Raw genomic sequence first — 22837 nt, 5'->3', positions numbered from 1 at the left:
TTACTTCAAGCCAAGCGCACTGGCGACGCCGGCGCCGTAGTCCGGGTGCACCTGGGTAAACAGATCGACCTGACGGCGTTGGATCTGTTCCGGCACTTGCGACAGTTCACCGGCGATACGGGTGAACATACGCTGGTGTTCTTCGGCACTCAGCAGGTTAAACAGCGCGCGCGGCTGGCTGAAATAATCCTTATCCTCGCGGTGATTCCAGTGATCGGCAGCACCTTCGATGCTCAACGGCGGTTCGCTGAAGTCCGGTTGCTCCTGGAACAGGCCGAAGCTGTTCGGTTCGTAGGTCGCCCCGTTGCCGCTGTTGCCGTCCACGCGCATCGCGCCGTCGCGGTGATAGTTGTGGAACGGGCATTTGGCGCCGTTAACCGGGATTTGGTGATGGTTAACGCCCAGGCGGTAACGGTGCGCATCCCCGTAAGAGAACAGGCGGCCTTGCAGCATTTTGTCCGGCGAGAAGCTGACGCCCGGAACCACGTTGGCCGGGTTCATCGCCACCTGTTCGACTTCTGAGAAATAGTTGTCCGGGTTGCGGTTCAGTTCGAAGAAGCCGACGTCGATCAGCGGGTAGTCGCCATGCGGCCATACCTTGGTCAGATCGAACGGGTTGTAGGGCGTCTGCGAGGCTTCGTGTTCAGGCATGATTTGAATTTGCAGCTTCCATCGCGGGAAATCACCGCGCTTGATTGCGTCGAACAGGTCGCGCTGCGAGCTTTCGCGATCTTTGGCGATGATCGCTTCCGCTTCGTCATCCATCAGGTTTTCAATGCCCTGTTCGCAGCGGAAGTGGAATTTCACCCAGAAACGCTCGTTATTGGCATTGATAAAGCTGAAGGTGTGGCTGCCGAAACCATGCATGTGGCGATAGGATTTCGGGATACCGCGATCGCTGAAATCGATGGTCAATTGGTGCAAAGATTCCGGCAGATGGGAGAAGAAATCCCATTTGTACACCGGGTTGCGCAGGTTGGTGTGCGGATCGCGTTTTACTACGTGGTTAAGATCGGGAAACTTCAGCGGATCGCGCAGATAGAAAACCGGCGTGTCGTTGCCTACCAGATCCCAGTTGCCTTCATCGGTGTAAAACTTCATGGCAAAACCGCGAATGTCGCGCTCGGCGTCTGCTGCGCCGCGTTCACCGGCTACGGTGGAGAAGCGGATGAACATGTCGGTTTGCTTGCCGATTTCAGCGAAGATTTTTGCGCGGGTGTATCGGGTAATATCATGGGTGACGGTGAAAGTGCCGTAGGCGCCGGAGCCTTTGGCGTGCATGCGGCGCTCGGGGATCACTTCGCGGTCGAAATGGGCCAGTTTTTCCAGGAACCAGACGTCCTGCAGCAGCATCGGCCCGCGTTTTCCTGCGGTGATCACATTATTGTTATCGACAACCGGGGCACCGGCTGCGGTGGTCAATCCTTTCTTGCTCATCACTTGCTCCTTATCGTATTGCCATTGCGTTAAGACTCGGGTGGCTTAAGCGTTCATCATGATGGTTCTGCCGGGGGTTCTCTCCTGACGTTGATTAATGCCAATACTATTTGTAGTTCTATTAGGCGATGGCGGCAAATAGGTCTGAGTTATCGTTGGCGTCGTCAGCCAGAATTCGCCTTTCACTTGCAAAACTTTACAATTATCTGATATCCGAAGGTTTTTTTTCGCCCTTATCCCTTAAAGACTCGTTGTGCTTTGGTATAGACTCGTGACCGTATTATTAAGGGTTGGCTTAAGCCATTCTGAACGGATAAAAAACGAGAGGGAAAAATGATGAAAAAAACTTTGGTCGCGTGCGCAGCCGGTATGCTGTTTGTGACCGGTACGGCGAGCGCTATCAGCCTGTCGGGCGAAGCCGGGCAACATTACACCAACCTCGGCTTCGGCCAAGACACCGGTAGCACCGGATTGGGGTTAACGGGCAACTGGTCGCGCAGCGATCATGACGGCAACGTCGGTAGCCTGGGGCTGAATTTCGGCCTGCCGCTTGGGCCGTTGACCGCTACGGTGGGCGCCAAGGCCGTGTATTTGAGCCCGAAAGACGGCGATAGCGGTGGCGCTTTGGCGTTGGGCGGCGGCCTGGACTGGGCTATCAGCCGTTACTTTAGCCTGCACGGCGAAGGCTATTTTGCACCGGATTCGCTGACCAGCGGCGTGAAAGCCTATAACGAAGCCAGCGGTGGCTTGCGTTGGAATATTTTCCGCCCGCTCAGCGTAGATGTGGGTTACCGCTACATACAGATGGAAGGGAAGGACGGGCGTCGTGACAACACGCTTGCCGATGGCCCGTACATCGGCGTTGGTCTGAGTTTCTAACGCAGCAAAAAGGGGGCCACGGCCCCCTTGTTTCAATGAAAGTCCGCTGTTACCCCACTGCCGGCAATAGGCCGCTGGCGATACCCAACTGAATGGCAATCACCGTAACCCCGCAAACAAACACCAGCGCCAGCGCCGGTGTGCCGCCCCAGACGCGGTATTGCGCCTGATGCCGTTGACGCGTCTTCCAGACCAGCAATGACGGCAGCAACAGCGCCAGCACCGCCAACGCAATGGCGGCAAACCCCAGCGCCAGCACAAAACCGCGTGGATAGAACAGAGCGAACGCCAGCGGCGGCAGGAAAGTGATGGCCCCGGTTTGCAAACGACCGCGCACGTTGTTCTGGCGCTTGCATAAATCTGCCAGGAAATCGAACAATCCGAGCGCCACCCCGAGGAACGAAGTAGCCAGCGCCAGATCGGCAAACAGATGTACCGCCAACTCTACGTGCGGTGACGCCACCACGTCGCGTACCGCCTGCAACAGGCCGTTTAGCCCCGCTTGTTGCGCCAGAATGCCGACGAAGGTGGTAGAACTGATGGCGCCGAGCGTGGCCAATTGCCAGAAGATATAGGCCACCAGCGGAATGGCGCTGCCGATGATGAACACCCAGCGCAGCTTGCGGATGTTGCCGCCCATGTAGTTAACGATGCTGGGCACGCTGCCGTGGAAACCAAATGAGGTGAAGATGACCGGGATGGCCGACAGCGCCAACCCCTGTTCCAGCGGCAATGTCATCAGATTGGTGCGGTGAATGTTCGGCAGCATCAGTCCCAGCATGACGATCAGAAACACCACTTTAGCGCTGAACAATATGCGGTTAAACAGATCGACCGAATGGGTGCCGATGCAAACCACGCCGCCGGCCACCAGAGTAAACAGCAATACGCCGAGCGTGGTGGGGAAATCCTGTGAGGTCCATTGGCTGATGCTGGCTGCCAGCAATTCACCTGCACCGCTGATATAGGCGGCGGTCAGCGCGTACATCAGGAACATCATGCTGAAGCTGGTCAGCCATTGGCCGCCACCGCCGAGGTAACGTTTCGCCAGGGTACCCAGACCGGTATCCGCCTGTTCATGCTGATAAACCTCCACCAGCAACAACGCGGTGTAACACATCAAGAGCCACAGCCCGACCAGCAAGGCCAGCGTGACGCCGAAGCCTACGCCGGCCGCCGCCAGTGGCATCGCCAGCATCCCGGCACCAATGGTGGTGCCTGCCACGATAAAAACACTGCCCAGAGTGCGATTCTTCACTTTTTTCTCTACCAGTCAAAGATTTGGGAAAATTATAGATAACTAATTCTGAGTGCGGCAGGATAGTTGATTGACTATTTCGTGTCAAACAGGCGTTACGGATGGTGTTAAGTTATGTTTACATCCGTGCGGGCCGCTCGGCACCGCAAAAATGCCTTCAACAGAAATTAACCTGTGATGCATAGTGAAAACTTATTTACGGGCTTCTATAGTGGAATGACTGGAAAATAAGGGAGAGATCAATGTTAAGGGTGGAGATGCTCAGCACCGGCGATGAGGTGCTGCATGGGCAAATTATAGATACCAACGCCGCCTGGCTGGCAGATTATCTGTTCCAGCAGGGCATGCCGATGAGCGGCCGTGAAACGGTGGGGGACAGTCTCTCCTCTCTGATCGAAACGCTGCAGGAACGCAGCCATATCGCTGATGTTCTGATCGTTAACGGCGGGCTGGGGCCGACCAGTGACGATCTCAGCGCGCTGGCGGCGGCTACCGCCTGCGGCGTCGAGCTGGTTGAGCATGCTGAATGGATGGCGCGCATCGAGGCTTATTTTGCCGAGCGCGGCCGACCGATGGCGGCTTCAAACCGCAAACAGGCGCAGATCCCGGCCAACGCCGAAATGCTCGATAACCCGGTTGGCACCGCCTGCGGTTTTGCGCTCAAGCTGAACAAGTGCACGATGTTTTTCACTCCCGGCGTACCTTCCGAATTCAAAGTGATGGTCGAGCAGCAAATCGTTCCCCGCCTGCGTCAAGGTTTTTCCCTGCCGGCGCCGCCGTTGTGTCTGCGTTTAACCACCTTTGGCACCTCGGAAAGCGATCTGGCCACCGAGCTGGACGGCATGCCGCTGCCGCCGGAAGTGGTGCTCGGCTACCGTTCTTCCAGCCCGATCATTGAGCTGAAACTGACCGGCCCGGAGAGCCAGCGCGCTGCGATGGAACAGGCATGGGAGCGAGTGCGCCAGGTAGCGGGTGAAAACACCATTTTTGAAGGCACGATAGGCTTGCCGGCGGCGCTGGCGCAGCGGTTAACCCAACAAGGGTTGAAGCTGGCGCTGAGCGAACAGTTCAGCGCCGGGTTGATCAATCTGCAATTGCAGAGCGAAGGCGCACCGTTGGCCGGCGGCGAGCTGTTGCCGTCGCACTGTGTGGAAACCCTGGAAACCACGTTGGCTCGCGCCCGCTCGTTGGCAGAGCTGGCAGGGGCGCAATTGGCGCTGGCGGTCAGCGCGATGAGTGAGGATCGAGTAAGCGTTGCGTTGCACACGCCGAAGGGGGGGATCGGCCAGACGGTACGCTACCGGGCGGCGCGCCATGGCTTGCGTCTGCGGCAGGAATCGGTGGCGATGCTGGCGCTCGACATGCTGCGGCGTTGGCTCAACGGCGAACAGGTCTGCGGCAAAAACGGCTGGCTGGAGATCGTGGAGATTATCGAGTAAGGACTCGTTAGGTTTAATGATATATCCCTTATTAATCATAATATTATAAGGGGTTATCTTGGCTGGGACAGGCTGTTACAATCGCTGCGGGTGCTTGAGACTGTTCGTCTTGAGCATTGTGTGGCAAGGCGGATAAGTGAAAGCCCCAAACTGACTCTCAATCAGAATGGGGCTGCCCTAACGCCTAGACACCGTTATGGTAGCCCCTTCACAGCAAGGAGGCAAGCATGCGGTTAAAGCATGTGTTTCACTCGTTAACTGTTGTATGTATTACTATTTTGTTATTTATCTGGATGATAAGAGACTCACTGTGTGAGTTGGCCATCTACCAGGAAAATATCACGATTTTGATCAGGTTAGCTTGTGAGGTGAAGCGGTAATCATCGGGCGGGGGAAACCCCGCCTTCTGGTGACCAGGCGCGGTTTCAGGCACCCAACGTCAAATTTCCAGCTCGATGTCCGTCAGCGGCATGCAGCAGCAGGGCAGGATCTCCCCGTCATTGATAAACGCCAGCGGCTGTTGGTGATAGGCCACTTCGCCTTTTACCAATGTCAGGCGGCAGGCGCCGCAATAGCCGGAGCGGCATTGGTATTCTACCTGCACGTCGTGCAGTTCCAGTACGTCGAGCAGGCAGCTTTCACTTTTCGGGCAGGATAACTGCGTGCCTGTGGCACGCAGTGTGATGAGAGGTGATGCCATCGCTTACAGTTCGAAGTCGCTCAGGTCGTCGGCATGCACTTCCGAGTCGATCTGACCAACCAGATAAGAGCTGACTTCCACTTCCTGCGGCGCAACCTGAACGTTGTCGGACACCAGCCAGGCGTTGATCCACGGGATCGGGTTAGAGCGGGTTTCGAACGGCAGGCCAAGGCCAACCGCCTGCATGCGGATGTTGGTGATGTATTCCACATACTGGCACAGAATGTCTTTGTTCAGGCCGATCATCGAGCCGTCGCGGAACAGGTATTCCGCCCACTCTTTTTCCTGTTGGGCTGCCAGCACGAACAGATCGTAGCACTGCTGCTGACACTCAACGGCGATTTCCGCCATTTCCGGGTCATCGGCGCCGGAACGCATCAGGTTCAGTATGTGCTGGGTGCCGGTCAGGTGCAGCGCTTCGTCACGGGCGATCAGCTTGATGATTTTGGCGTTGCCTTCCATCAGCTCGCGTTCCGCAAAGGCGAACGAACAGGCGAAGCTGACGTAGAAGCGGATGGCTTCCAGCGCGTTTACGCTCATCAGGCAGATGTACAGCTGCTTTTTCAGCGCCCGCAGGTTAACGGTGACGGTCTTGCCGTTGACCTGGTGGGTGCCTTCACCCAACAGGTGATAGTAGCCAGTCATCTCGATCAGATCGTCGTAATAGCCGGAAATGTCTTTCGCGCGCTTGAGGATCTCTTCGTTGGTAACGATGTCATCAAACACCAGTGCAGGATCGTTGACGATGTTACGAATGATGTGAGTATAAGAACGCGAGTGGATGGTCTCGGAGAATGACCAGGTTTCCACCCAGGTTTCCAGCTCCGGGATTGAGATCAGCGGCAGCAGGGCCACGTTCGGGCTACGGCCCTGGATGGAATCCAGCAGCGTTTGATACTTCAGGTTGCTGATGAAAATGTGCTTTTCATGTTCCGGCAGCGCCTGATAGTCGATACGGTCGCGGGACACGTCAACTTCTTCCGGACGCCAGAAGAAGGACAGCTGCTTCTCAATCAGTTTTTCGAAGATTTCATGTTTTTGCTGATCGAAACGCGCGACGTTAACCGACTGGCCGAAGAACATCGGCTCCAGCAGCTGGTTGTTTTTTTTCTGAGAAAATGTGGTGTAAGCCATAAGCCTGAATCCATCGTAACGTGGCTAAATGAAGGGGCCGGAAGAGTTCCGGCCCGCTGTGTCAAACATTAGATCTTGCAGGCGCCGCTTTCGCAGTCGTCGTCGCCGCCCTTGGCCGGCAACAAATCTTCCTGCACATCGTCCGCACCGTCACGGGTGTTCTGATAGTACAGCGTCTTGACGCCAAACTTGTAGGTGGTGAGCAGGTCTTTCAACAGCTGCTTCATTGGCACCTTGCCGGCCGGGAAACGGCTTGGGTCATAGTTGGTGTTGGCAGAGATCGACTGGTCGATAAACTTCTGCATCAGACCGACCAGTTGCAGGTAACCGTCGTTGTTCGGCATTTCCCACAGCAGCTCGTACTCGTTTTTCAGACGCTCATACTCCGGAACCACCTGGCGCAAAATGCCGTCTTTCGACGCTTTGATGCTGATGTGGCCGCGCGGCGGCTCAATGCCATTGGTGGCGTTGGAAATCTGCGACGAGGTTTCCGAAGGCATCAGCGCAGACAGGGTAGAGTTGCGCAGGCCGGTTTCCTTGATCTCTTTACGCAGGGTTTCCCAGTCGTAATGCAGGGGTTCGTCGCAGATCACATCCAGATCTTTCTTGTAGGTGTCGATCGGCAAGATGCCCTGAGAATAGGTGGTTTCATTGAACCACGGGCAGGCGCCTTGTTCCTGAGCCAGACGGTTCGACGCCTTCAGCAGGTAATACTGGATGGCTTCGAAGGTTTTATGGGTCAGGCTGTTGGCGCTGCCGTCGGAGTAGCGCACACCGTTCTTCGCCAGATAGTAGGCATAGTTGATCACGCCGATGCCCAGAGTACGGCGGCCCATGGCGCCACGGTAAGCGGCTTTGATCGGATAGTCCTGGTAGTCCAGCAGGGCGTCAAGCGCGCGCACCGCCAGGGTAGCCAGCTCTTCGAGATCGTCCAGGCTTTCGATGGCACCCAGGTTAAAGGCGGACAGCGTGCACAGCGCGATTTCGCCGTTTTCGTCGTTGACGTCATCCAGCGGCTTGGTCGGCAGGGCGATTTCCAGGCACAGGTTGGACTGACGCACTGGGGCGATCTGCGGGTCAAACGGGCTGTGGGTGTTGCAGTGGTCAACGTTCTGGATGTAGATACGGCCGGTAGAAGCGCGTTCTTGCATCATCAGCGAGAACAGTTCGACCGCTTTCACGCGTTTCTGGCGAATGCTGTCGTCTTTTTCGTACAGGGTGTACAGACGTTCGAATTCGTCCTGATTGGCGAAGAACGCGTCATACAGGCCCGGCACGTCAGACGGGCTGAACAGGGTGATGTCTTCGCCCTTGATCAGACGCTGGTACATCAGGCGGTTCAACTGCACGCCGTAGTCCATGTGACGCACGCGGTTGCCTTCAACGCCACGGTTGTTCTTCAGCACCAGCAGGCTTTCCACTTCCAGATGCCACATTGGGTAGAACAAGGTGGCTGCACCGCCACGCACGCCGCCCTGAGAACAGGATTTCACCGCGGTCTGGAAGTGTTTGTAGAACGGGATACAGCCGGTATGGAAAGCTTCGCCCCCACGGATCGGGCTGCCCAGCGCACGGATGCGGCCGGCGTTGATGCCGATACCGGCGCGTTGCGAAACGTATTTCACAATGGCGCTGGAGGTGGCGTTGATGGAATCCAGGCTGTCGCCGCACTCGATCAGCACGCAAGAGCTGAACTGGCGGGTTGGGGTGCGTACGCCGGACATGATTGGCGTAGGCAGCGAAATCTTGAAGGTGGAGATCGCGTCGTAGAAACGTTTAACGTAGTCCAGACGGGTTTCGCGCGGATAGTTGGAGAACAGGCACGCGGCGACCAGGATATACAGGAACTGGGCGCTCTCGTAGATCTCGCCGCTGACGCGGTTCTGCACCAGATACTTCCCTTCCAGCTGTTTGACGGCCGCGTAGGAGAAGTTCATATCACGCCAGTGATCGATAAAGGAGTCCATCTGCTCGAACTCTTCAGAGCTGTAGTCTTCCAGCAGATGCTTATCGTACTTGCCCATTTCTACCATGCGCGTCACGTGAGCGAGCAGCTTTGGCGGCTCGAACTGGCCGTAAGCTTTCTTGCGCAGGTGGAAGATGGCCAGACGTGCCGCCAGGTACTGATAGTCCGGCGCGTCGCGCGAAATCAGGTCGGCTGCAGCTTTGATAATGGTTTCATGAATATCGGCGGTTTTGATGCCGTCATAAAACTGAATATGGGAACGCAACTCTACTTGAGATACCGAGACGTTATTTAAACCTTCTGCGGCCCAGTCGATGACCCGGTGGATTTTGTCGAGGTTGATGCGCTCTTTACGGCCATCGCGTTTAGTTACAAGCAGACTTTGGTTCATGTGGTTGTCCGTATGATTCCCCCAAGCAGAAGTGTAGTCGCTCTGCTCAGTATGTAAACACTACATATAGGGGTTGTATGTCGGTGAGGTAACAAGATAGTGAGAAAACAGGGCGTTTGCAAGTGAACAAAACCGGCCTATTTTGTGGATAACTTGGGGGTGAAATTTGGCTTCCGGCCGTGAGTGCGCGCTGTGACTGGTGCGACGAGCTTGTCAATAAGCGTGATAAGAATTTCCTTAGATTCACAAAAATGTGATCGTTTGCCGCTTTATTAAACGTTAGAAAAAAACGTGATATTGATCTGATTTAATATTCTTAAAAACTGTTTACAACGGCGATTTTGATCGAAATCGCGAAAATAGGGCGTTTATCCTGATTGAGATGCGCACCGGATCCGGCGGAGCCAGTCCCGGTGCGGGCTGAGATACTTACCCTTCGTGCTGAGTATGTACCATATAGTTCACATCAACGTTGCGGCCAAGCTTGAAATGGTCAGTGACAGGATTGTAATGCAGGCCAATCATGTGTTTTTCGCGCAGCGGGGTGCCGTCGACCCAGCCGATCAGTTCGGAAGGGCGGATGAACTTCTTGTGATCATGGGTGCCCTGCGGGACCATCTTCAGAATATATTCTGCCCCAATCACCGCCATCAACCAGGCTTTGGTGTTGCGGTTAATGGTGGAAAAGAACACATGGCCGCCCGGTTTCACCAGGTGAGCGCAGGCGCGTACCACCGAGGCCGGATCGGGAACGTGCTCCAGCATTTCCATGCAGGTCACCACGTCATACCGTTGCGGGTTGGTCTGTGCGTGGCTCTCCACCGTTTCTTGCACATAAGTGACGTCTACGCCGCTTTCCAGTGCATGCAGTCGGGCCACTTGCAGCGGCTCTGCGCCCATGTCCAGCCCGGTCACCTGCGCGCCTTCAAGCGCCATGCTTTCCGCCAAAATGCCGCCACCGCAGCCCACGTCGAGCACCGTTTTGCCAAAAATGCCGCCGGCACGCTGCAGGATATAATTCAAGCGCAGCGGGTTGATGCGGTGCAACGGTTTGAATTCACCTTCCAAATCCCACCAGCGTGAGGCCACTGCCTCGAACTTGGCGATTTCCTGATGGTCAACGTTTTGCGTTTGGTTGGATGATTCTGCATTCATGGGCGTGTTTGGCTCCTTGTTCTCGTTGCGCGGATTATACATGTATCGGCGCAGCGTCGCCTGCGCCGATACATTTTTACCGCACATATATGCACAATTTCAGCGAAACAGCGGCGGTTATTTTCCCGTAAAGCGTGCTTTGTGATATAGTTTTACACCTTTGCCACTATGGCAGCGGGCAGATGAATCATTAGTAGAGGGATAGCAGCTCCATGAGCGACCTTGCCAGAGAAATCACACCGGTAAACATCGAAGACGAGTTAAAAAACTCGTATCTGGATTACGCGATGTCCGTCATTGTCGGACGTGCGCTGCCAGATGTTCGTGATGGACTGAAGCCGGTGCACCGCCGCGTTCTGTTCGCGATGAGTGTATTGGGTAACGACTGGAATAAACCATACAAGAAATCGGCCCGTGTCGTCGGGGACGTGATCGGTAAATACCACCCACACGGTGACAGCGCGGTATACGACACCATCGTGCGTATGGCTCAGCCGTTTTCACTGCGCTATATGCTGGTGGACGGTCAGGGTAACTTCGGCTCCGTCGACGGCGACTCCGCCGCGGCGATGCGTTATACCGAAGTACGCATGTCCAAAATTGCTCACGAATTGCTGGCGGATCTGGAAAAGGAAACCGTCGACTTCGTGCCTAACTATGATGGCACCGAGCAGATCCCGGCCGTCATGCCAACCAAGATCCCGAACCTGCTGGTTAACGGCTCGTCGGGCATCGCTGTGGGCATGGCCACCAACATTCCGCCGCATAACCTGTCTGAGGTTATCAACGGCTGCCTGGCTTACATCGATGATGAAAACATCAGCATCGAAGGCCTGATGGAACACATCCCGGGGCCGGACTTCCCGACGGCGGCGATCATCAACGGTCGCCGTGGCATCGAAGAGGCTTACCGTACCGGGCGCGGTAAAATCTACCTGCGCGCTCGTGCCGAAGTAGAAACCGACGCCAAAACCGGCCGTGAAACCATTATTGTTCACGAAATCCCGTATCAGGTGAACAAAGCGCGTCTGATCGAGAAGATCGCCGAGCTGGTAAAAGAAAAACGCGTGGAAGGCATCAGCGCGCTGCGTGACGAGTCCGACAAAGACGGCATGCGCATCGTGGTTGAAATCAAACGCGACGCGGTCGGCGAAGTGGTACTGAACAATCTGTATTCGCTGACTCAGCTGCAGGTCACTTTCGGCATCAACATGGTGGCATTGCATCAGGGCCAGCCAAAACTGCTGAACCTGAAAGACATTCTGCAGGCGTTTGTCCGTCATCGCCGTGAAGTGGTGACCCGCCGTACCATCTTCGAACTGCGTAAAGCCCGTGACCGCGCCCATATTCTGGAAGCGTTGGCCATCGCGCTGGCGAACATCGATCCGATCATTGAACTGATCCGTCGTGCGCCGACCCCTGCGGAAGCTAAAGCCGGGTTGGTTGCTCAAGCCTGGGATCTGGGCAATGTGGGCGCGATGCTGGAACGTGCCGGTGACGACGCGGCCCGCCCTGAGTGGCTGGAGCCGGAGTTTGGCATCCGTGACGGCAAATACTACCTGACCGAGCAACAGGCTCAGGCGATTTTGGATCTGCGTCTGCAGAAACTGACCGGCCTGGAGCATGAAAAGCTGCTGGACGAGTATAAAGAGCTGCTGACTTTCATCGCTGAGCTGATCTTTATTCTGGAAAACCCCGATCGTCTGATGGAAGTGATCCGCGAAGAACTGGTGGCAGTCAAAGAGCTGTACAACGACGGCCGTCGCACCGAGATCACCGCCAACACCTCAGATATCAATATCGAAGATCTGATCAACCAGGAAGACGTGGTCGTTACGCTGTCGCACCAGGGCTATGTGAAATATCAGCCGCTGAGCGACTATGAAGCGCAACGCCGTGGCGGTAAAGGCAAGTCTGCCGCACGTATTAAAGAAGAAGACTTTATCGATCGTCTGTTGGTGGCCAACACCCACGATACGATCCTGTGCTTCTCCAGCCGTGGCCGCCTGTACTGGATGAAGGTGTATCAGTTGCCTGAAGCCAGCCGTGGCGCACGCGGTCGTCCAATCGTCAACTTGCTGCCGCTGGAAGCCAATGAGCGTATCACCGCCATTCTGCCGGTGCGCGAATATGAAGAAGGGCGTCACGTGTTTATGGCAACCGCCAGCGGCACCGTGAAGAAAACCGCTTTGACCGAGTTCAGTCGTCCGCGCAGCGCCGGCATCATCGCAGTCAACCTCAATGAGGGCGATGAGCTGATTGGTGTTGACCTGACCGACGGCAGCAACGAAGTCATGCTGTTCTCCGCCAACGGTAAAGTGGTGCGCTTCCCGGAAACGCAGGTGCGTTCAATGGGCCGTACCGCTACCGGCGTTCGCGGTATCAACCTGGGTGAAGGCGATGGCGTCATTTCCCTGATCGTTCCGCGCGGTGAAGGCGATATCCTGACCGTGACCCAGAATGGCTACGGCAAACGTACCGCAGTCACCGAATACCCGACCAAGTCGCGCGCTACCCAAGGGGTAATCTCCATCAAGGTGAGCGAACGTAATGGTCAGGTTGTCGGCGCGGTGCAGGTGGAAACCACCGATCAGATCATGATGATCACCGATGCCGGTACGTTGGTGCGTACCCGCGTGTCGGAAGTCAGCGTGGTCGGCCGTAATACCCAGGGTGTTACGTTGATCCGTACTGCGGAAGACGAGAACGTCGTCGGTCTGCAGCGCGTTGCCGAGCCGGTGGAAGACGAAGAGTTGGACAGCCTTGAGCCGGGCGCGGAAGAAGCGGAAGAAGACGCCGCACCGCTGGACGACGCTGACGATGATTCTGAAGCCGCAGATGATGCGGAAGACGACAACGCCTAAGCGGTAGGGGGCGGCGCTATGCTGACCCTCTGATCGTACAGATGCAAACAGGGCCTGGCAGCGATGCTAGGCCCTTTTTCAGTTCTATGGTTTAATTGCCGTGCCAAAATCAGCGATCCCGACCCTGAGGCGAATGCGCTGGCCGCCACTTAATTTTTCATGGTATCCGATTGAAATATTTAGCTTCTTTTCGCACTACGTTAAAAATATCCCGCTATCTGTTCCGGGTGTTGGCGATTATGCTGTGGTCGCTGGGCGCGCTGCTCACAACCTTCTATATCCTGAATATCCTGAACGACAAAGAGACGGACATCCGGCAAGAATACAGCCTGGATTTCGATCAGGCGCAGGGCTATATCCGTCATTCTGCCGATATTATTCGCGATATCAAATATATGGCGGAAAATCGCCTTAACGGCTCGGTCAGCAGTCTGGACATGTTCGGTGGGATATTTTCCGCCAAGAACAGCACGCCGGAGTTTCTTCCGCTGTATCCGGAATCCAACTGTTCGCTTAACACCACTTACCGCAGTTCGCTCAATTCGCTAAGCGGGCTGATCCAGTATTGGAAAGAGAATTTCGTCGCGGCCTACGATCTCAACCGGGTTTTTTTCATCGGCGGCGATAGCCTGTGCATGGCGGAGTTCGGTGGCGGCAATGCCGTGCCTAATCGCGAGAACGTGCTGAAATCGTTGCATGAGCGCATCCTTAAATACCGCAACGCCAAAAATCAGGATAAAGATAATAACCTGTACTGGATCAGCCCAAGCCAGCAGCGGCCGGATGTCGGCTATCTGTATGTGCTGACGCCAATCTATATTGGCAACAAGCTGGAGGCTCTGCTGGGCATAGAGCAGACCATTCGCCTGGAAGATTTCGTCACTGCAGGCAACTTGCCGATTGGCGTGACCCTGCTGGATGAGAATAACGAACCGATATTGCGTCTGGCGGAAGGGGAACGTGCTGCCGCGACGCTCGATAGCTACCCGGATGCGCATACCTATTTTGGTTATGACGATAATTACCGCCATCTGATTATGAAGAAGGTGCTCCAGCCTTCGTCGCTCAGCATTGTTTATGCCTTGCCGGTAAAGAGTGTGGTCGAGCGTTTCAAGATGCTGATCCTCAATGCGTTGCTGCTGAACCTGTTGTCGGCCATTGTGTTGTTCACCCTGGCCTGGCTGTTTGAACGTAAAATGTTCCTGCCGGCGGAGAATAACGCCTTCAGGCTGGAAGAACATGAACAGTTCAACCGCAAGATCGTCGCCTCGGCGCCGGTGGGGATCCTGATTCTGCGCATCAGCGACGGCACCAATATTCTGAGCAATGAGTTGGCGCATAACTACATCAATTTGCTGACCCACGAAGACCGTGACCGCATTACGCGCATTATCTGCGAACAGCAGGTGAATTTTGTCGATGTGTTGACCAGCAATAACAATAATCTGCAAATCAGCTTCGTTCACTCCCGCTACCGTAACGAGGATGTGGCGATCTGCGTGCTGGTAGACGTCAGCGCCCGCGTAAAAATGGAGGAGTCGCTGCAGGAGATGGCGGCGGCGGCGGAACAGGCCAGTCAGTCCAAATCGATGTTCCTGGCGACCGTCAGTCACGAACTGCGCACCCCGTTATACGGCATTATCGGTAACCTCGATTTACTGCAAACCAAGGCGTTGCCGCAGGGCGTTGACCGTCTGGTCAATGCGATGAACAACTCGTCCGGGCTGCTGTTGAAGATCATCAGCGATATTCTGGACTTCTCCAAAATTGAATCCGAGCAGTTGAAAATTGAGCCGCGCGAGTTTTCCTGCCTGGAAGTGATCACCCACATCGCAGGCAACTATTTGCCGCTGGTGGTGAAGAAGCGGCTGGGGCTGTACTGTTTTATCGAACAAAACGTGCCGGAGCGTATTTCCGGCGATCCCGTGCGGTTGCAGCAGGTTTTGTCCAACCTGTTAAACAACGCGATTAAGTTTACCGACACCGGCTGCATCATCCTGCAAGTCTGCACGCGCAGCAGTTATCTGGAGTTCAGCGTTCGCGATACCGGCGTCGGGATTCCGGAAAAAGAGATTACCCGTTTGTTTGACCCGTTCTTCCAGGTGGGCAGCGGTGTGCAGCGCCATTTCCAGGGGACCGGGTTGGGGCTGGCGATTTGTGAAAAACTGATCAATATGATGGATGGCGATATCGCCGTTGAATCAGAGCCGGGGTTGGGAAGCCTGTTTACCATACGTATCCCGCTGTTTAACGCCCAATTCCCGATCCCGCAGGCCAGTGATACCTGGCAAGGCAAAACCCTGTGGCTGAGCATTCGCAATCAGCGGCTGGAAAGCTATCTGATGGAGATCCTTGGCGGTTATGGCGCTACGGTGCTGCGCCATCAGGGGCAGGACACCGCCGCAGGGGAGGTGATGCTCAGCGACTATCCGCTGATGGTCAATACGCCGCTGCTGGCGCAGATCCAGTTTTCCATCGAGCACATTGGCCCGTCGCAGGAAACCCGGCCGGGTTACTGGATGCATAGCACTTCAACGCCGCGCGAAACCTTGGCGTTGCTCAATCGGCTGTTTGGCACCAGCACTGAAAGCGGAAGCACCTTGATGCAATTGCCGTTACCGGTCAAAGCCAGCACGGTGGACAACGGCGATATTCATCTGTTGGTGGTGGATGATCATCCGATTAACCGTCGGTTGCTTTCCGACCAGCTCGGCTCGCTGGGTTATCAGGTGGTTACCGCCAACGATGGGCTCGATGCACTCGACGTGTTGAATCGCAATACCGTCGATATCGTGCTGACCGACGTCAACATGCCAAATATGGACGGCTATCATCTGACCCAGCGCCTGCGCCAGCAGCACTTTACCTCTCCGGTGATTGGCGTGACGGCGAATGCCCTGGCGGAGGAGAAACAGCGCTGCATGGAGGCGGGAATGGATAACTGCCTGTCGAAACCGGTCACGCTGGAAACCCTGGAACAGACATTGGCGTACTACAGTCAGCAGGTGCGCCGCCTGCGCGCCGAGTCGGGGGATGCCTAGAAAGCAAAAGGGCGCGGCATACCATGCCGCGCCCTCGGTTAACCGTGAAGGTTTTACTCTTTATCCAGCGGCGCCATGCTGACGGAGGAGAGGTAGTTGAGCAGCGCGATATCGTTCTCGACACCCAGCTTCATCATGGCCGATTTCTTCTGGCTGCTGATGGTTTTGATGCTGCGGTTGAGCTTCTTGGCGATCTCGGTCACCAGGAAACCTTCGGCGAACAGGCGCAAAACTTCGCTCTCCTTCGGTGACAGACGCTTATCGCCGTAGCCGCTGGCGCTGATTCTCTCCAGCAGTTTGGAGACGCTTTCCGGCGTGAATTTTTTGCCTTTTTGCAACGCGGCCAGCGCTTTCGGCAGGTCGGTTGGCGCACCCTGTTTCAACACGATGCCTTCGATGTCCAGATCCAACACGGCGCTCAAAATTGCCGGGTTGTTGTTCATGGTCAGAACGATGATCGACAATTGCGGATAATGACGTTTGATGTATTTGATCAGCGTGATGCCGTCGCCATATTTATCACCCGGCATCGAAAGGTCGGTGATCAGTACGTTAGCGTCCAGTTTGGACAGATTGTTGATCAGCGCTGTCGAGTCTTCAAACTCCCCAACGACATTCACCCATTCAATTTGCTCAAGTGACTTCCGGATGCCAAACAGTACGATAGGATGGTCATCAGCAATAATTACGTTCAGGTTATTCATGTTGTTGGCTACCTTGCTGCAGCAGTCTACTGACGAAAAAATCAATCTGACTGATGTTATTCTCGATCTTGAGCGCATCACCGTCTGCGATGTGCTGTTCTAACGATTCACACAGTTGCTTGCCGGGAAGCAGATTTAACATGGCAAACACGCCTTTCAGGCGGTGTGCTGTCTGTGACAGAGCATTGAAATCACTGCTGCCCGCCTCAGTATACAGTTTTTTGACATCGTCGGGTACTGTATCAACGAATAGGCCATAGTAATCACTTGATTTCAATTGTTTTTCATAGAGTTGGATGTCATCGGCGGTCAGTGATAGCGCGATTTCTTCCTGTTCCAGCGCGGCCATTTGCTGTTCGATCAGCATCAGCACGGCGTCTATCATTGCGCCACTCAGGTTATAGTTTACCCGAATATAACGCTTTTCAAGCTGTTGCCACCCGGCCTCATCGCTGGCCAGCAGCAGGGTATAGTCGTCGGCCCTTTGCGGATTATCGGTCAGCAGCACGTCGTAGTCGCGATTAACCTGGCGGTCGTCGGCAATGATGCAGCTCGCGCCATAGGCATGCAGCAAGGTGGTGACGATACCGCGCACCTCTTCGGACGTGATGTCCAGCAGCGCGGTCACGCCGTCGAGCAGTTTCTCCTGCGCTTCGGTGTCCTTTTTCTCCATTTCCATCGGCACGCGGATGGTATAGCGAGTCCCGATGTCTACCTTGCTGCGGATGTCCAACTGTCCGTTGAGTTTTTTGCACAGCTGGTTGCACAGGAAGAAGGTGAGGCCAGAACCATGATTAAAGCGATCCACCAACGTTTGGCTGAGGAACGGATAGTTCAGGTTGCTGATTTCTTCGTTGGAAATGCCCGAACCTGTGTCATTGATATGGAATACCAGGCGATCCTGGTGTTCCGGCTCATGGTCGATCACCAGCGAAATCTTGCCGCAAGCGGTAGTGATGATGGCGTAATGGACCAGCAGTGAGATCACTTTGCGCAGCGCGTTGGCGTCGCCGATATAGTGCTGTTCGACGTCAAGATTGACATGGTTGAACAACGACAGACCTTTTTGATTGATGGCCGGCAAGGCTTCCAGCAGCAGCTCATCTATCAGAGCGGCAGGGTTGAAAGGCTGGCGCGAAGGCTGCCAGTCCTGGGTTTCCAGGCGGGTAAGCAAGGTGATGTTCTCGATCAACCCCAACACCGATGCCGATTCCTCGACCAATTGGTTCAGCAGCGTCTGTTGCTGTTCCTCATCCGGCTGGGTACGCAGGCGATCGGCCAGATCGTGCATTTGGCGCACCGGTTGGTTCAGTTCGATACCCAGGTTATGCAGCATCAGTTTACGCGCCTGCACGTTTTTATCGTATTCGCGGCGGGCCTGCTGCAGCCTTTTATTCACCATCACTTCCTTGTCCTGATCGTTGAGCAGGAACAGGTAAGTTTCCGGCGATAGCTGGCTGCGGAAGATGCGAATTTCGTACACCTCATTGTTGACCGTTGCCTGAATGACGCCGTGATGTTGCTCGGCCATATGGGCGATTTTTTGCAGGCTGAGGTGGGGCAGCAGATGTTGGGCAATTTTATTGCTGGCGATCACCGTATTGCTGGCGAAGCTGTACACCAGCAGGCCGGAAGGCAGGCTGGCAATGATTTCCTGATTCAGCGCGCGTTCGGCTTCCAGTTCAACCGCCATGCTTTCGCTCGGCCGGATGTACTGGCGGCGAATAGAGTAAATGCCGATCATCGACAGCACCAACAGCAGCAGATTGATGGCGACCAACCACACATTGTTACGCAGCAGGTCAATCGCCAGGTTCAGGGCCGATACGCGGTAAACCACTTTCAGGGGCGCATTCGGCAGCGGAGCGCTGAACTCCACCCAACTGGAGGTCAAGGATACGCTGGCGTTGGTGGCCGTTTCCACCGGCAGAGTGTTGTCATCCAAATCGGTTTCATCAGGCAGCAGCATAAAGTTGGAACGCGCCATATTGATTGGAATGATGTCGTTAATCGGCAGATCGAAAGCAATGACCGTAGCCAGGTGCCCCGGCTGATTAAAAGTGGTGCGGATTGAAAATGAGTAGGCGTTTTGGAAGCGCTGTTTGCGCAAGCTGGAGAAACTTTCCCGTTCGTCGAGCATGTTGGCCTGTTGCAGCATTTCTGCCCGACGATCCTCCGCCGACGACGTCAGGTAGCTTTCCCTGAAGCGTGAGGCCAGCTCTTTCAGCGGTTGAGTGGTGATCAGGCTCAGGCTGTTATCCTGGCCATTAAGATAATACATGGCGTAGCTTTCAGATTTGGCGCCCCAACGGGTATCCAGGTAATCCGAAATTCTGGCGATCATGGCCAGCGTGCTGTCGTCGTGGCTGCCAAAAATCACCGCATCGGTTTTTTTGTGCGGTTTCTCTACATAATAGACGTCCGGGCGTAGCCGGGTTTCCTGCAAGCTGGGATCGGGACTTAAAGAAGAGACCGTGCCGAACTTATCGTAGATCTGGTAGGTGATATAGCGATAGTTGTCTACGCGCTTTTGCAGGCCGTTGGCGATGCTGTTCAGCGCGTACTTTTTCTCCGCCAGCCAGGCGTTGGTGTAGTTGTAGCCATACAGGCCGATGGCAATCGTCAGCAGGACGGTAAATAACAGGAAGAAGCGGGTAATATTGCTTGAGCTAATCGTCAGTTGTTTGTTTTGCATAGTTGACTGCACATTCCTGAATCAACGGGTTACGGCTCTGGCGCTGGCGGTAACCGCCAGGAGTAATACGGCGACGCAGGCAAAAGCCACCGTCAGGTTGAAGAACTGGGCGATGAAGCCAATCAGCGCCGGCCCGGCGAGAATGCCGGCATAGCCTACGGTGGTCACTGAAGCGATGGCCAGGTTTGCCGGCATATCATGTTGGTTGCCCGCCGCGCTGAACAGGATCGGCACTACGTTGGAAGCGCCCAATCCAACCAGCATAAAGCCAACCAGCGAAATCATCGCGTTGTTGAAGACAATCGCCAGGCTCAGGCCAATGGCCGCGCAGAGGCTGCCGAGCAACAGCACCTTATACCTGCCCAGAGAGTTCACCACGCGATCGCCATTCAGCCTGCCGATGGTCATGGCAATGGAAAACAGCGCATAGCCTAAACCGGCCTGGCTGCTCGCGACGCCGCGCAGGGTGGTGAGGAACAGGGCGCTCCAGTCGAGCATTGAACCTTCCGCCAGGAACATGATAAAGCACAGGATGCCGATAAACATCACCCAGCCGCGCGGCAACACGAACAGGGGCCCACCTTCTTCGCCACCGCTCTCGCGCAGTAAATTGCGACTGGCGAGCGCCAGCAGGGCTGCAATGGTCAGTACGATCATCAGCGTTGCCAACAAGGGCGACAGCCCGAGCCACAACACCACGCTGACACCGCCGGCACCGGCTATGCCGCCGACGCTGAAGAAACCATGAAAGCCGGACATCATCGCCTTGCCGCTGGCGCGCTCGACCACCACGGCCTGCACATTCATCGCTACGTCGATCATGCCGATAGCTGCGCCAAACAGCAACAAGGCCAGCGCCATGCCGCCGGTGCTGTCCATCAGCGCCAGCAAGGGTAAATCAATGCACAATGCCAGGCCGGCGAGCAGGATCACCGGTCGGCAACCCAACCTACCGGTCAGATAGCCGGTCAGCGGCATGGCCAGCATGGAACCGGCGCCGATGCAAAGCAGCAGCAAACCCAGCGACCCATCATCAATACCGATACGTGCTTTGGCAAAGGGCACTAGTGGCGCCCAGGCGGCCATGCCGAAACCGGCGACAAAAAAGGCCAGGCGCGTGGCAATCTGTGCCGGGACACCGGGTTTTTGCTGTTCATTGCACAGGGTAGAAGTCATGTGGGCATCAGAATCTGTTATGGAAGTGCTGATTGAAAGTAATGGACTGTTTTTATCACAATCCGCGATCCGGGTCGAAAGGATTCGCGCCGCCGTCGGGGGGGATCGGCCGGGGCGGGGGGCAGCTATAGCGTTTCATCGGATTGAAATATCTTCGACCGTCTTCTTGTTGCAGGGCATTTTTTACCGTCTGGTAGACAGATAGGTTGAGCGTAGGTCGTGCTGAAAAAAAACGCCATTTAAAGCAATCGAATACTTTTTAAATAATGCGATTAAACTGCAGTCAATGAGAAATGTTAGCGATTTGTGCTGCAGTTAATTAGGGTAATGATATCGATGGGTTATTATTTCTTGGCAAAAAATGCGATTGAAGGAGGGTATCGGTGCATCAAGAAATAAAAAAACCGGCCAGAAGCCGGTCGAAATGGATAAAAATTATCGTATAGATAATGAAGGTAATAATGAAAATAATGATGATAGCGGCGCAATTATAGCGCCAGTTGGATGGGATGCTTTTGGCACAATGTGCTTATTGTCGATCACTTTTGTATGGCTATCTTTTTTTTCTTATATTTTTGTATAACCACATGATTTTATATCAATTAATGTATTTTTTATCATTATGTGCTGTATTTGTTTTGTCTGTAATGTTTTGTGGAAGTTCGCGCATATTTACATTTTGAATCATTTGTTAATTATAATGAAACACTATTGGGTACTTGGTATCATTTTCTTTCTGGATTAATATAACCCCTGTTACCAGAATGGTAATGCACAGTCGTGCTAATAATGCTCAGAAGGGCAGTGGCCATAGCTCGACATAATTAATGAGGATAATAACGATGAAACTTCGAGTACTCTCTCTGATAGTACCCGCCCTGCTGGTTGCAGGCACTGCAGGCGCGGCGGAAATTTACAACAAAGACGGAAATAAACTGGATTTGTTCGGTAAAATCGATGGTCTTCACTATTTCTCCGACAACAAGAATTCCGACGGCGACCAATCTTATATGCGTTTTGGTCTGCGCGGCGAAACCCAAATCAGCGATCAACTGACCGGTTATGGCGAGTGGGAATATCAGGCGAACCTCAATCGTGCGGAAAGTGAAGATAACAATAACTTTACCCGTGTCGGTTTCGCCGGTCTGAAATTTGGCGACTACGGCTCGCTGGATTACGGCCGTAATTACGGCGTACTGTATGACATCGGTGCATGGACCGACGTTCTGCCGGAGTTCGGTGGTGACACTTACGGCGCAGACAACTTCATGTTCCAGCGTACCAACGGTGTACTGACTTACCGTAATACCGGCTTCTTCGGTTTGGTCGATGGCCTGAACTTTGCCCTGCAATACCAGGGTAAAAATGACAGCGCAACTGAATCCAACAATGGCCGTGACGTGCTGGCGCAGAACGGCGACGGCTACGGTATGTCCGCGTCTTACGATCTGGGCTATGGCATCAGCGCGGCGGCCGCTTACTTCTCTTCCGATCGCACCAACGACCAAAATGGCATGAACGGTAATTACACCGGTATTCTTGGTCGTGGCGATAAAGCCGAAGCCTACAGCGGCGGTCTGAAATATGACGCCAACAACGTTTACCTGGCGGCGATGTACACCCAGTCTTATAACGCCACTCGCTTCGGCAGCAGTGACAGCTCTGTTTACGGCTATGCCAACAAAGCGCAGAACGTTGAAGTTGTTGCACAGTACCAGTTTGACTTCGGCCTGCGTCCGTCCGTGGCTTACCTGCAGTCAAGAGGCAAGGACATTGACCGCGGTTACGGCGACCAGGATCTGATGAAGTATGTTGACGTGGGGGCGACTTACTACTTCAACAAAAATATGTCCACCTACGTTGACTACAAAATCAACCTGCTGGATGACAACAACTTCACCAAAGCCGCCGGCATCAACACCGACGATGTCGTTGCAGTGGGCCTGGTTTACCAGTTCTAAGCAACAGACTGTGAATGTGAGCGCGGCCTTCGGGCCG

16 protein-coding genes are annotated in these 22837 nt (G+C 54.7%); 7 read left to right on the top strand and 9 right to left on the bottom strand.

Going from position 1 to position 22837, the window contains the following annotated elements; translation table 11 throughout:
- The gene (gene katA, locus ACUTQW_RS11325) at window positions 1-1437 is read right to left on the bottom strand and encodes a catalase KatA (RefSeq protein WP_004947182.1); all 1437 of its coding nucleotides are present in this window, start codon (window positions 1435-1437) and stop codon (window positions 1-3) included.
- A gap of 336 nt (window positions 1438-1773) precedes the next feature.
- On the opposite strand from katA, the gene ACUTQW_RS11320 reads away from it, so the two are divergent.
- A complete protein-coding gene (locus ACUTQW_RS11320) occupies window positions 1774-2316 on the top strand; it encodes a YfaZ family outer membrane protein (protein WP_006326785.1) in 543 nt (180 codons plus the stop codon).
- Window positions 2317-2365: 49 nt separating this feature from the next.
- Here the strand turns inward: ACUTQW_RS11320 and tyrP are convergent, their stop codons facing one another.
- Window positions 2366-3574, bottom strand: a complete 1209-nt coding sequence (gene tyrP / locus ACUTQW_RS11315) for a tyrosine transporter TyrP (RefSeq protein ID WP_004947176.1) — start codon at window positions 3572-3574, stop codon at window positions 2366-2368.
- A 242-nt stretch (window positions 3575-3816) separates the two neighbouring features.
- On the opposite strand from tyrP, the gene ACUTQW_RS11310 reads away from it, so the two are divergent.
- Together ACUTQW_RS11310 and ACUTQW_RS11305 are read left to right on the top strand one after the other, a co-directional pair.
- Window positions 3817-5013: a nicotinamide mononucleotide deamidase-related protein YfaY gene (locus tag ACUTQW_RS11310; RefSeq protein ID WP_004947173.1), complete on the top strand. Its 1197-nt coding sequence runs from the start codon at window positions 3817-3819 to the stop codon at window positions 5011-5013.
- Between the two features lie 227 nt (window positions 5014-5240).
- Window positions 5241-5393: a Hok/Gef family protein gene (locus tag ACUTQW_RS11305; protein ID WP_013813865.1), complete on the top strand. Its 153-nt coding sequence runs from the start codon at window positions 5241-5243 to the stop codon at window positions 5391-5393.
- A 59-nt stretch (window positions 5394-5452) separates the two neighbouring features.
- On the opposite strand, the gene yfaE is transcribed toward ACUTQW_RS11305, so the two are convergent.
- The 4 genes from yfaE to ubiG form a co-directional block, all read right to left on the bottom strand.
- Window positions 5453-5713: a class I ribonucleotide reductase maintenance protein YfaE gene (yfaE, locus tag ACUTQW_RS11300; protein ID WP_004947170.1), complete on the bottom strand. Its 261-nt coding sequence runs from the start codon at window positions 5711-5713 to the stop codon at window positions 5453-5455.
- Window positions 5714-5716: 3 nt separating this feature from the next.
- Window positions 5717-6847 (bottom strand): class Ia ribonucleoside-diphosphate reductase subunit beta, encoded by a 1131-nt coding sequence (gene nrdB, locus ACUTQW_RS11295; protein WP_006317935.1) that lies wholly within the window; start codon window positions 6845-6847, stop codon window positions 5717-5719.
- Between the two features lie 68 nt (window positions 6848-6915).
- Entirely contained in the window at window positions 6916-9204 is a 2289-nt protein-coding gene (gene nrdA / locus ACUTQW_RS11290; protein ID WP_006326780.1) for a class 1a ribonucleoside-diphosphate reductase subunit alpha, read from the bottom strand.
- Window positions 9205-9633: 429 nt separating this feature from the next.
- The gene (gene ubiG, locus ACUTQW_RS11285; RefSeq protein WP_006326778.1) at window positions 9634-10359 is read right to left on the bottom strand and encodes a bifunctional 2-polyprenyl-6-hydroxyphenol methylase/3-demethylubiquinol 3-O-methyltransferase UbiG; all 726 of its coding nucleotides are present in this window, start codon (window positions 10357-10359) and stop codon (window positions 9634-9636) included.
- 212 nt (window positions 10360-10571) lie between these two features.
- Here ubiG and gyrA point away from each other — a divergent pair, with 212 nt between their 5' ends.
- Both gyrA and rcsC read left to right on the top strand, forming a co-directional pair.
- On the top strand, window positions 10572-13223 hold the full coding sequence (gyrA, locus tag ACUTQW_RS11280) for a DNA topoisomerase (ATP-hydrolyzing) subunit A (protein WP_004947160.1): 2652 nt from the start codon (window positions 10572-10574) through the stop codon (window positions 13221-13223).
- A 170-nt stretch (window positions 13224-13393) separates the two neighbouring features.
- A complete protein-coding gene (gene rcsC / locus ACUTQW_RS11275) occupies window positions 13394-16264 on the top strand; it encodes a two-component system sensor histidine kinase RcsC (protein ID WP_020439479.1) in 2871 nt (956 codons plus the stop codon).
- 53 nt (window positions 16265-16317) lie between these two features.
- Here rcsC and rcsB read toward each other — a convergent pair whose 3' ends face one another.
- Genes rcsB through ACUTQW_RS11260 form a run of 3 tightly spaced genes read right to left on the bottom strand, consistent with a single transcriptional unit; the run spans window position 16318 to window position 20839 of the window.
- Window positions 16318-16968: a response regulator transcription factor RcsB gene (rcsB, locus tag ACUTQW_RS11270; protein WP_004947156.1), complete on the bottom strand. Its 651-nt coding sequence runs from the start codon at window positions 16966-16968 to the stop codon at window positions 16318-16320.
- Window positions 16961-19663, bottom strand: a complete 2703-nt coding sequence (gene rcsD, locus ACUTQW_RS11265) for a phosphotransferase RcsD (protein WP_006326775.1) — start codon at window positions 19661-19663, stop codon at window positions 16961-16963. The genes rcsB and rcsD overlap by 8 nt, the downstream gene beginning before the upstream one ends.
- A 21-nt stretch (window positions 19664-19684) precedes the next feature.
- Window positions 19685-20839: an MFS transporter gene (locus tag ACUTQW_RS11260; RefSeq protein ID WP_006326774.1), complete on the bottom strand. Its 1155-nt coding sequence runs from the start codon at window positions 20837-20839 to the stop codon at window positions 19685-19687.
- A 424-nt stretch (window positions 20840-21263) separates the two neighbouring features.
- On the opposite strand from ACUTQW_RS11260, the gene ACUTQW_RS11255 reads away from it, so the two are divergent.
- Together ACUTQW_RS11255 and ACUTQW_RS11250 are read left to right on the top strand one after the other, a co-directional pair.
- Window positions 21264-21422, top strand: coding sequence for a hypothetical protein (locus ACUTQW_RS11255; RefSeq protein WP_006326773.1), 159 nt, complete (start codon window positions 21264-21266; stop codon window positions 21420-21422).
- Window positions 21423-21681: 259 nt separating this feature from the next.
- A complete protein-coding gene (locus tag ACUTQW_RS11250; protein WP_006326771.1) occupies window positions 21682-22800 on the top strand; it encodes a porin OmpC in 1119 nt (372 codons plus the stop codon).
- Window positions 22801-22837: the final 37 nt, after the last annotated feature.

This window comes from Serratia sp. TSA_7, from assembly GCF_052692135.1.
This window is presented reverse-complemented; position numbering and strand designations above follow the sequence as displayed.

Coding starts and splice junctions, on each gene's coding strand:
- katA (WP_004947182.1), bottom strand. CDS start 1,437: ATGAGCAAGAAAGGATTGACCACCGCAGCCGGTGCCCCGGTTGTCGAT.
- ACUTQW_RS11320 (WP_006326785.1), top strand. CDS start 1,774: ATGAAAAAAACTTTGGTCGCGTGCGCAGCCGGTATGCTGTTTGTGACC.
- ACUTQW_RS11310 (WP_004947173.1), top strand. CDS start 3,817: ATGTTAAGGGTGGAGATGCTCAGCACCGGCGATGAGGTGCTGCATGGG.
- ACUTQW_RS11305 (WP_013813865.1), top strand. CDS start 5,241: ATGCGGTTAAAGCATGTGTTTCACTCGTTAACTGTTGTATGTATTACT.
- yfaE (WP_004947170.1), bottom strand. CDS start 5,713: ATGGCATCACCTCTCATCACACTGCGTGCCACAGGCACGCAGTTATCC.
- nrdB (WP_006317935.1), bottom strand. CDS start 6,847: ATGGCTTACACCACATTTTCTCAGAAAAAAAACAACCAGCTGCTGGAG.
- nrdA (WP_006326780.1), bottom strand. CDS start 9,204: ATGAACCAAAGTCTGCTTGTAACTAAACGCGATGGCCGTAAAGAGCGC.
- ubiG (WP_006326778.1), bottom strand. CDS start 10,359: ATGAATGCAGAATCATCCAACCAAACGCAAAACGTTGACCATCAGGAA.
- gyrA (WP_004947160.1), top strand. CDS start 10,572: ATGAGCGACCTTGCCAGAGAAATCACACCGGTAAACATCGAAGACGAG.
- rcsB (WP_004947156.1), bottom strand. CDS start 16,968: ATGAATAACCTGAACGTAATTATTGCTGATGACCATCCTATCGTACTG.
- rcsD (WP_006326775.1), bottom strand. CDS start 19,663: ATGCAAAACAAACAACTGACGATTAGCTCAAGCAATATTACCCGCTTC.
- ACUTQW_RS11260 (WP_006326774.1), bottom strand. CDS start 20,839: ATGACTTCTACCCTGTGCAATGAACAGCAAAAACCCGGTGTCCCGGCA.
- ACUTQW_RS11255 (WP_006326773.1), top strand. CDS start 21,264: ATGGATAAAAATTATCGTATAGATAATGAAGGTAATAATGAAAATAAT.
- ACUTQW_RS11250 (WP_006326771.1), top strand. CDS start 21,682: ATGAAACTTCGAGTACTCTCTCTGATAGTACCCGCCCTGCTGGTTGCA.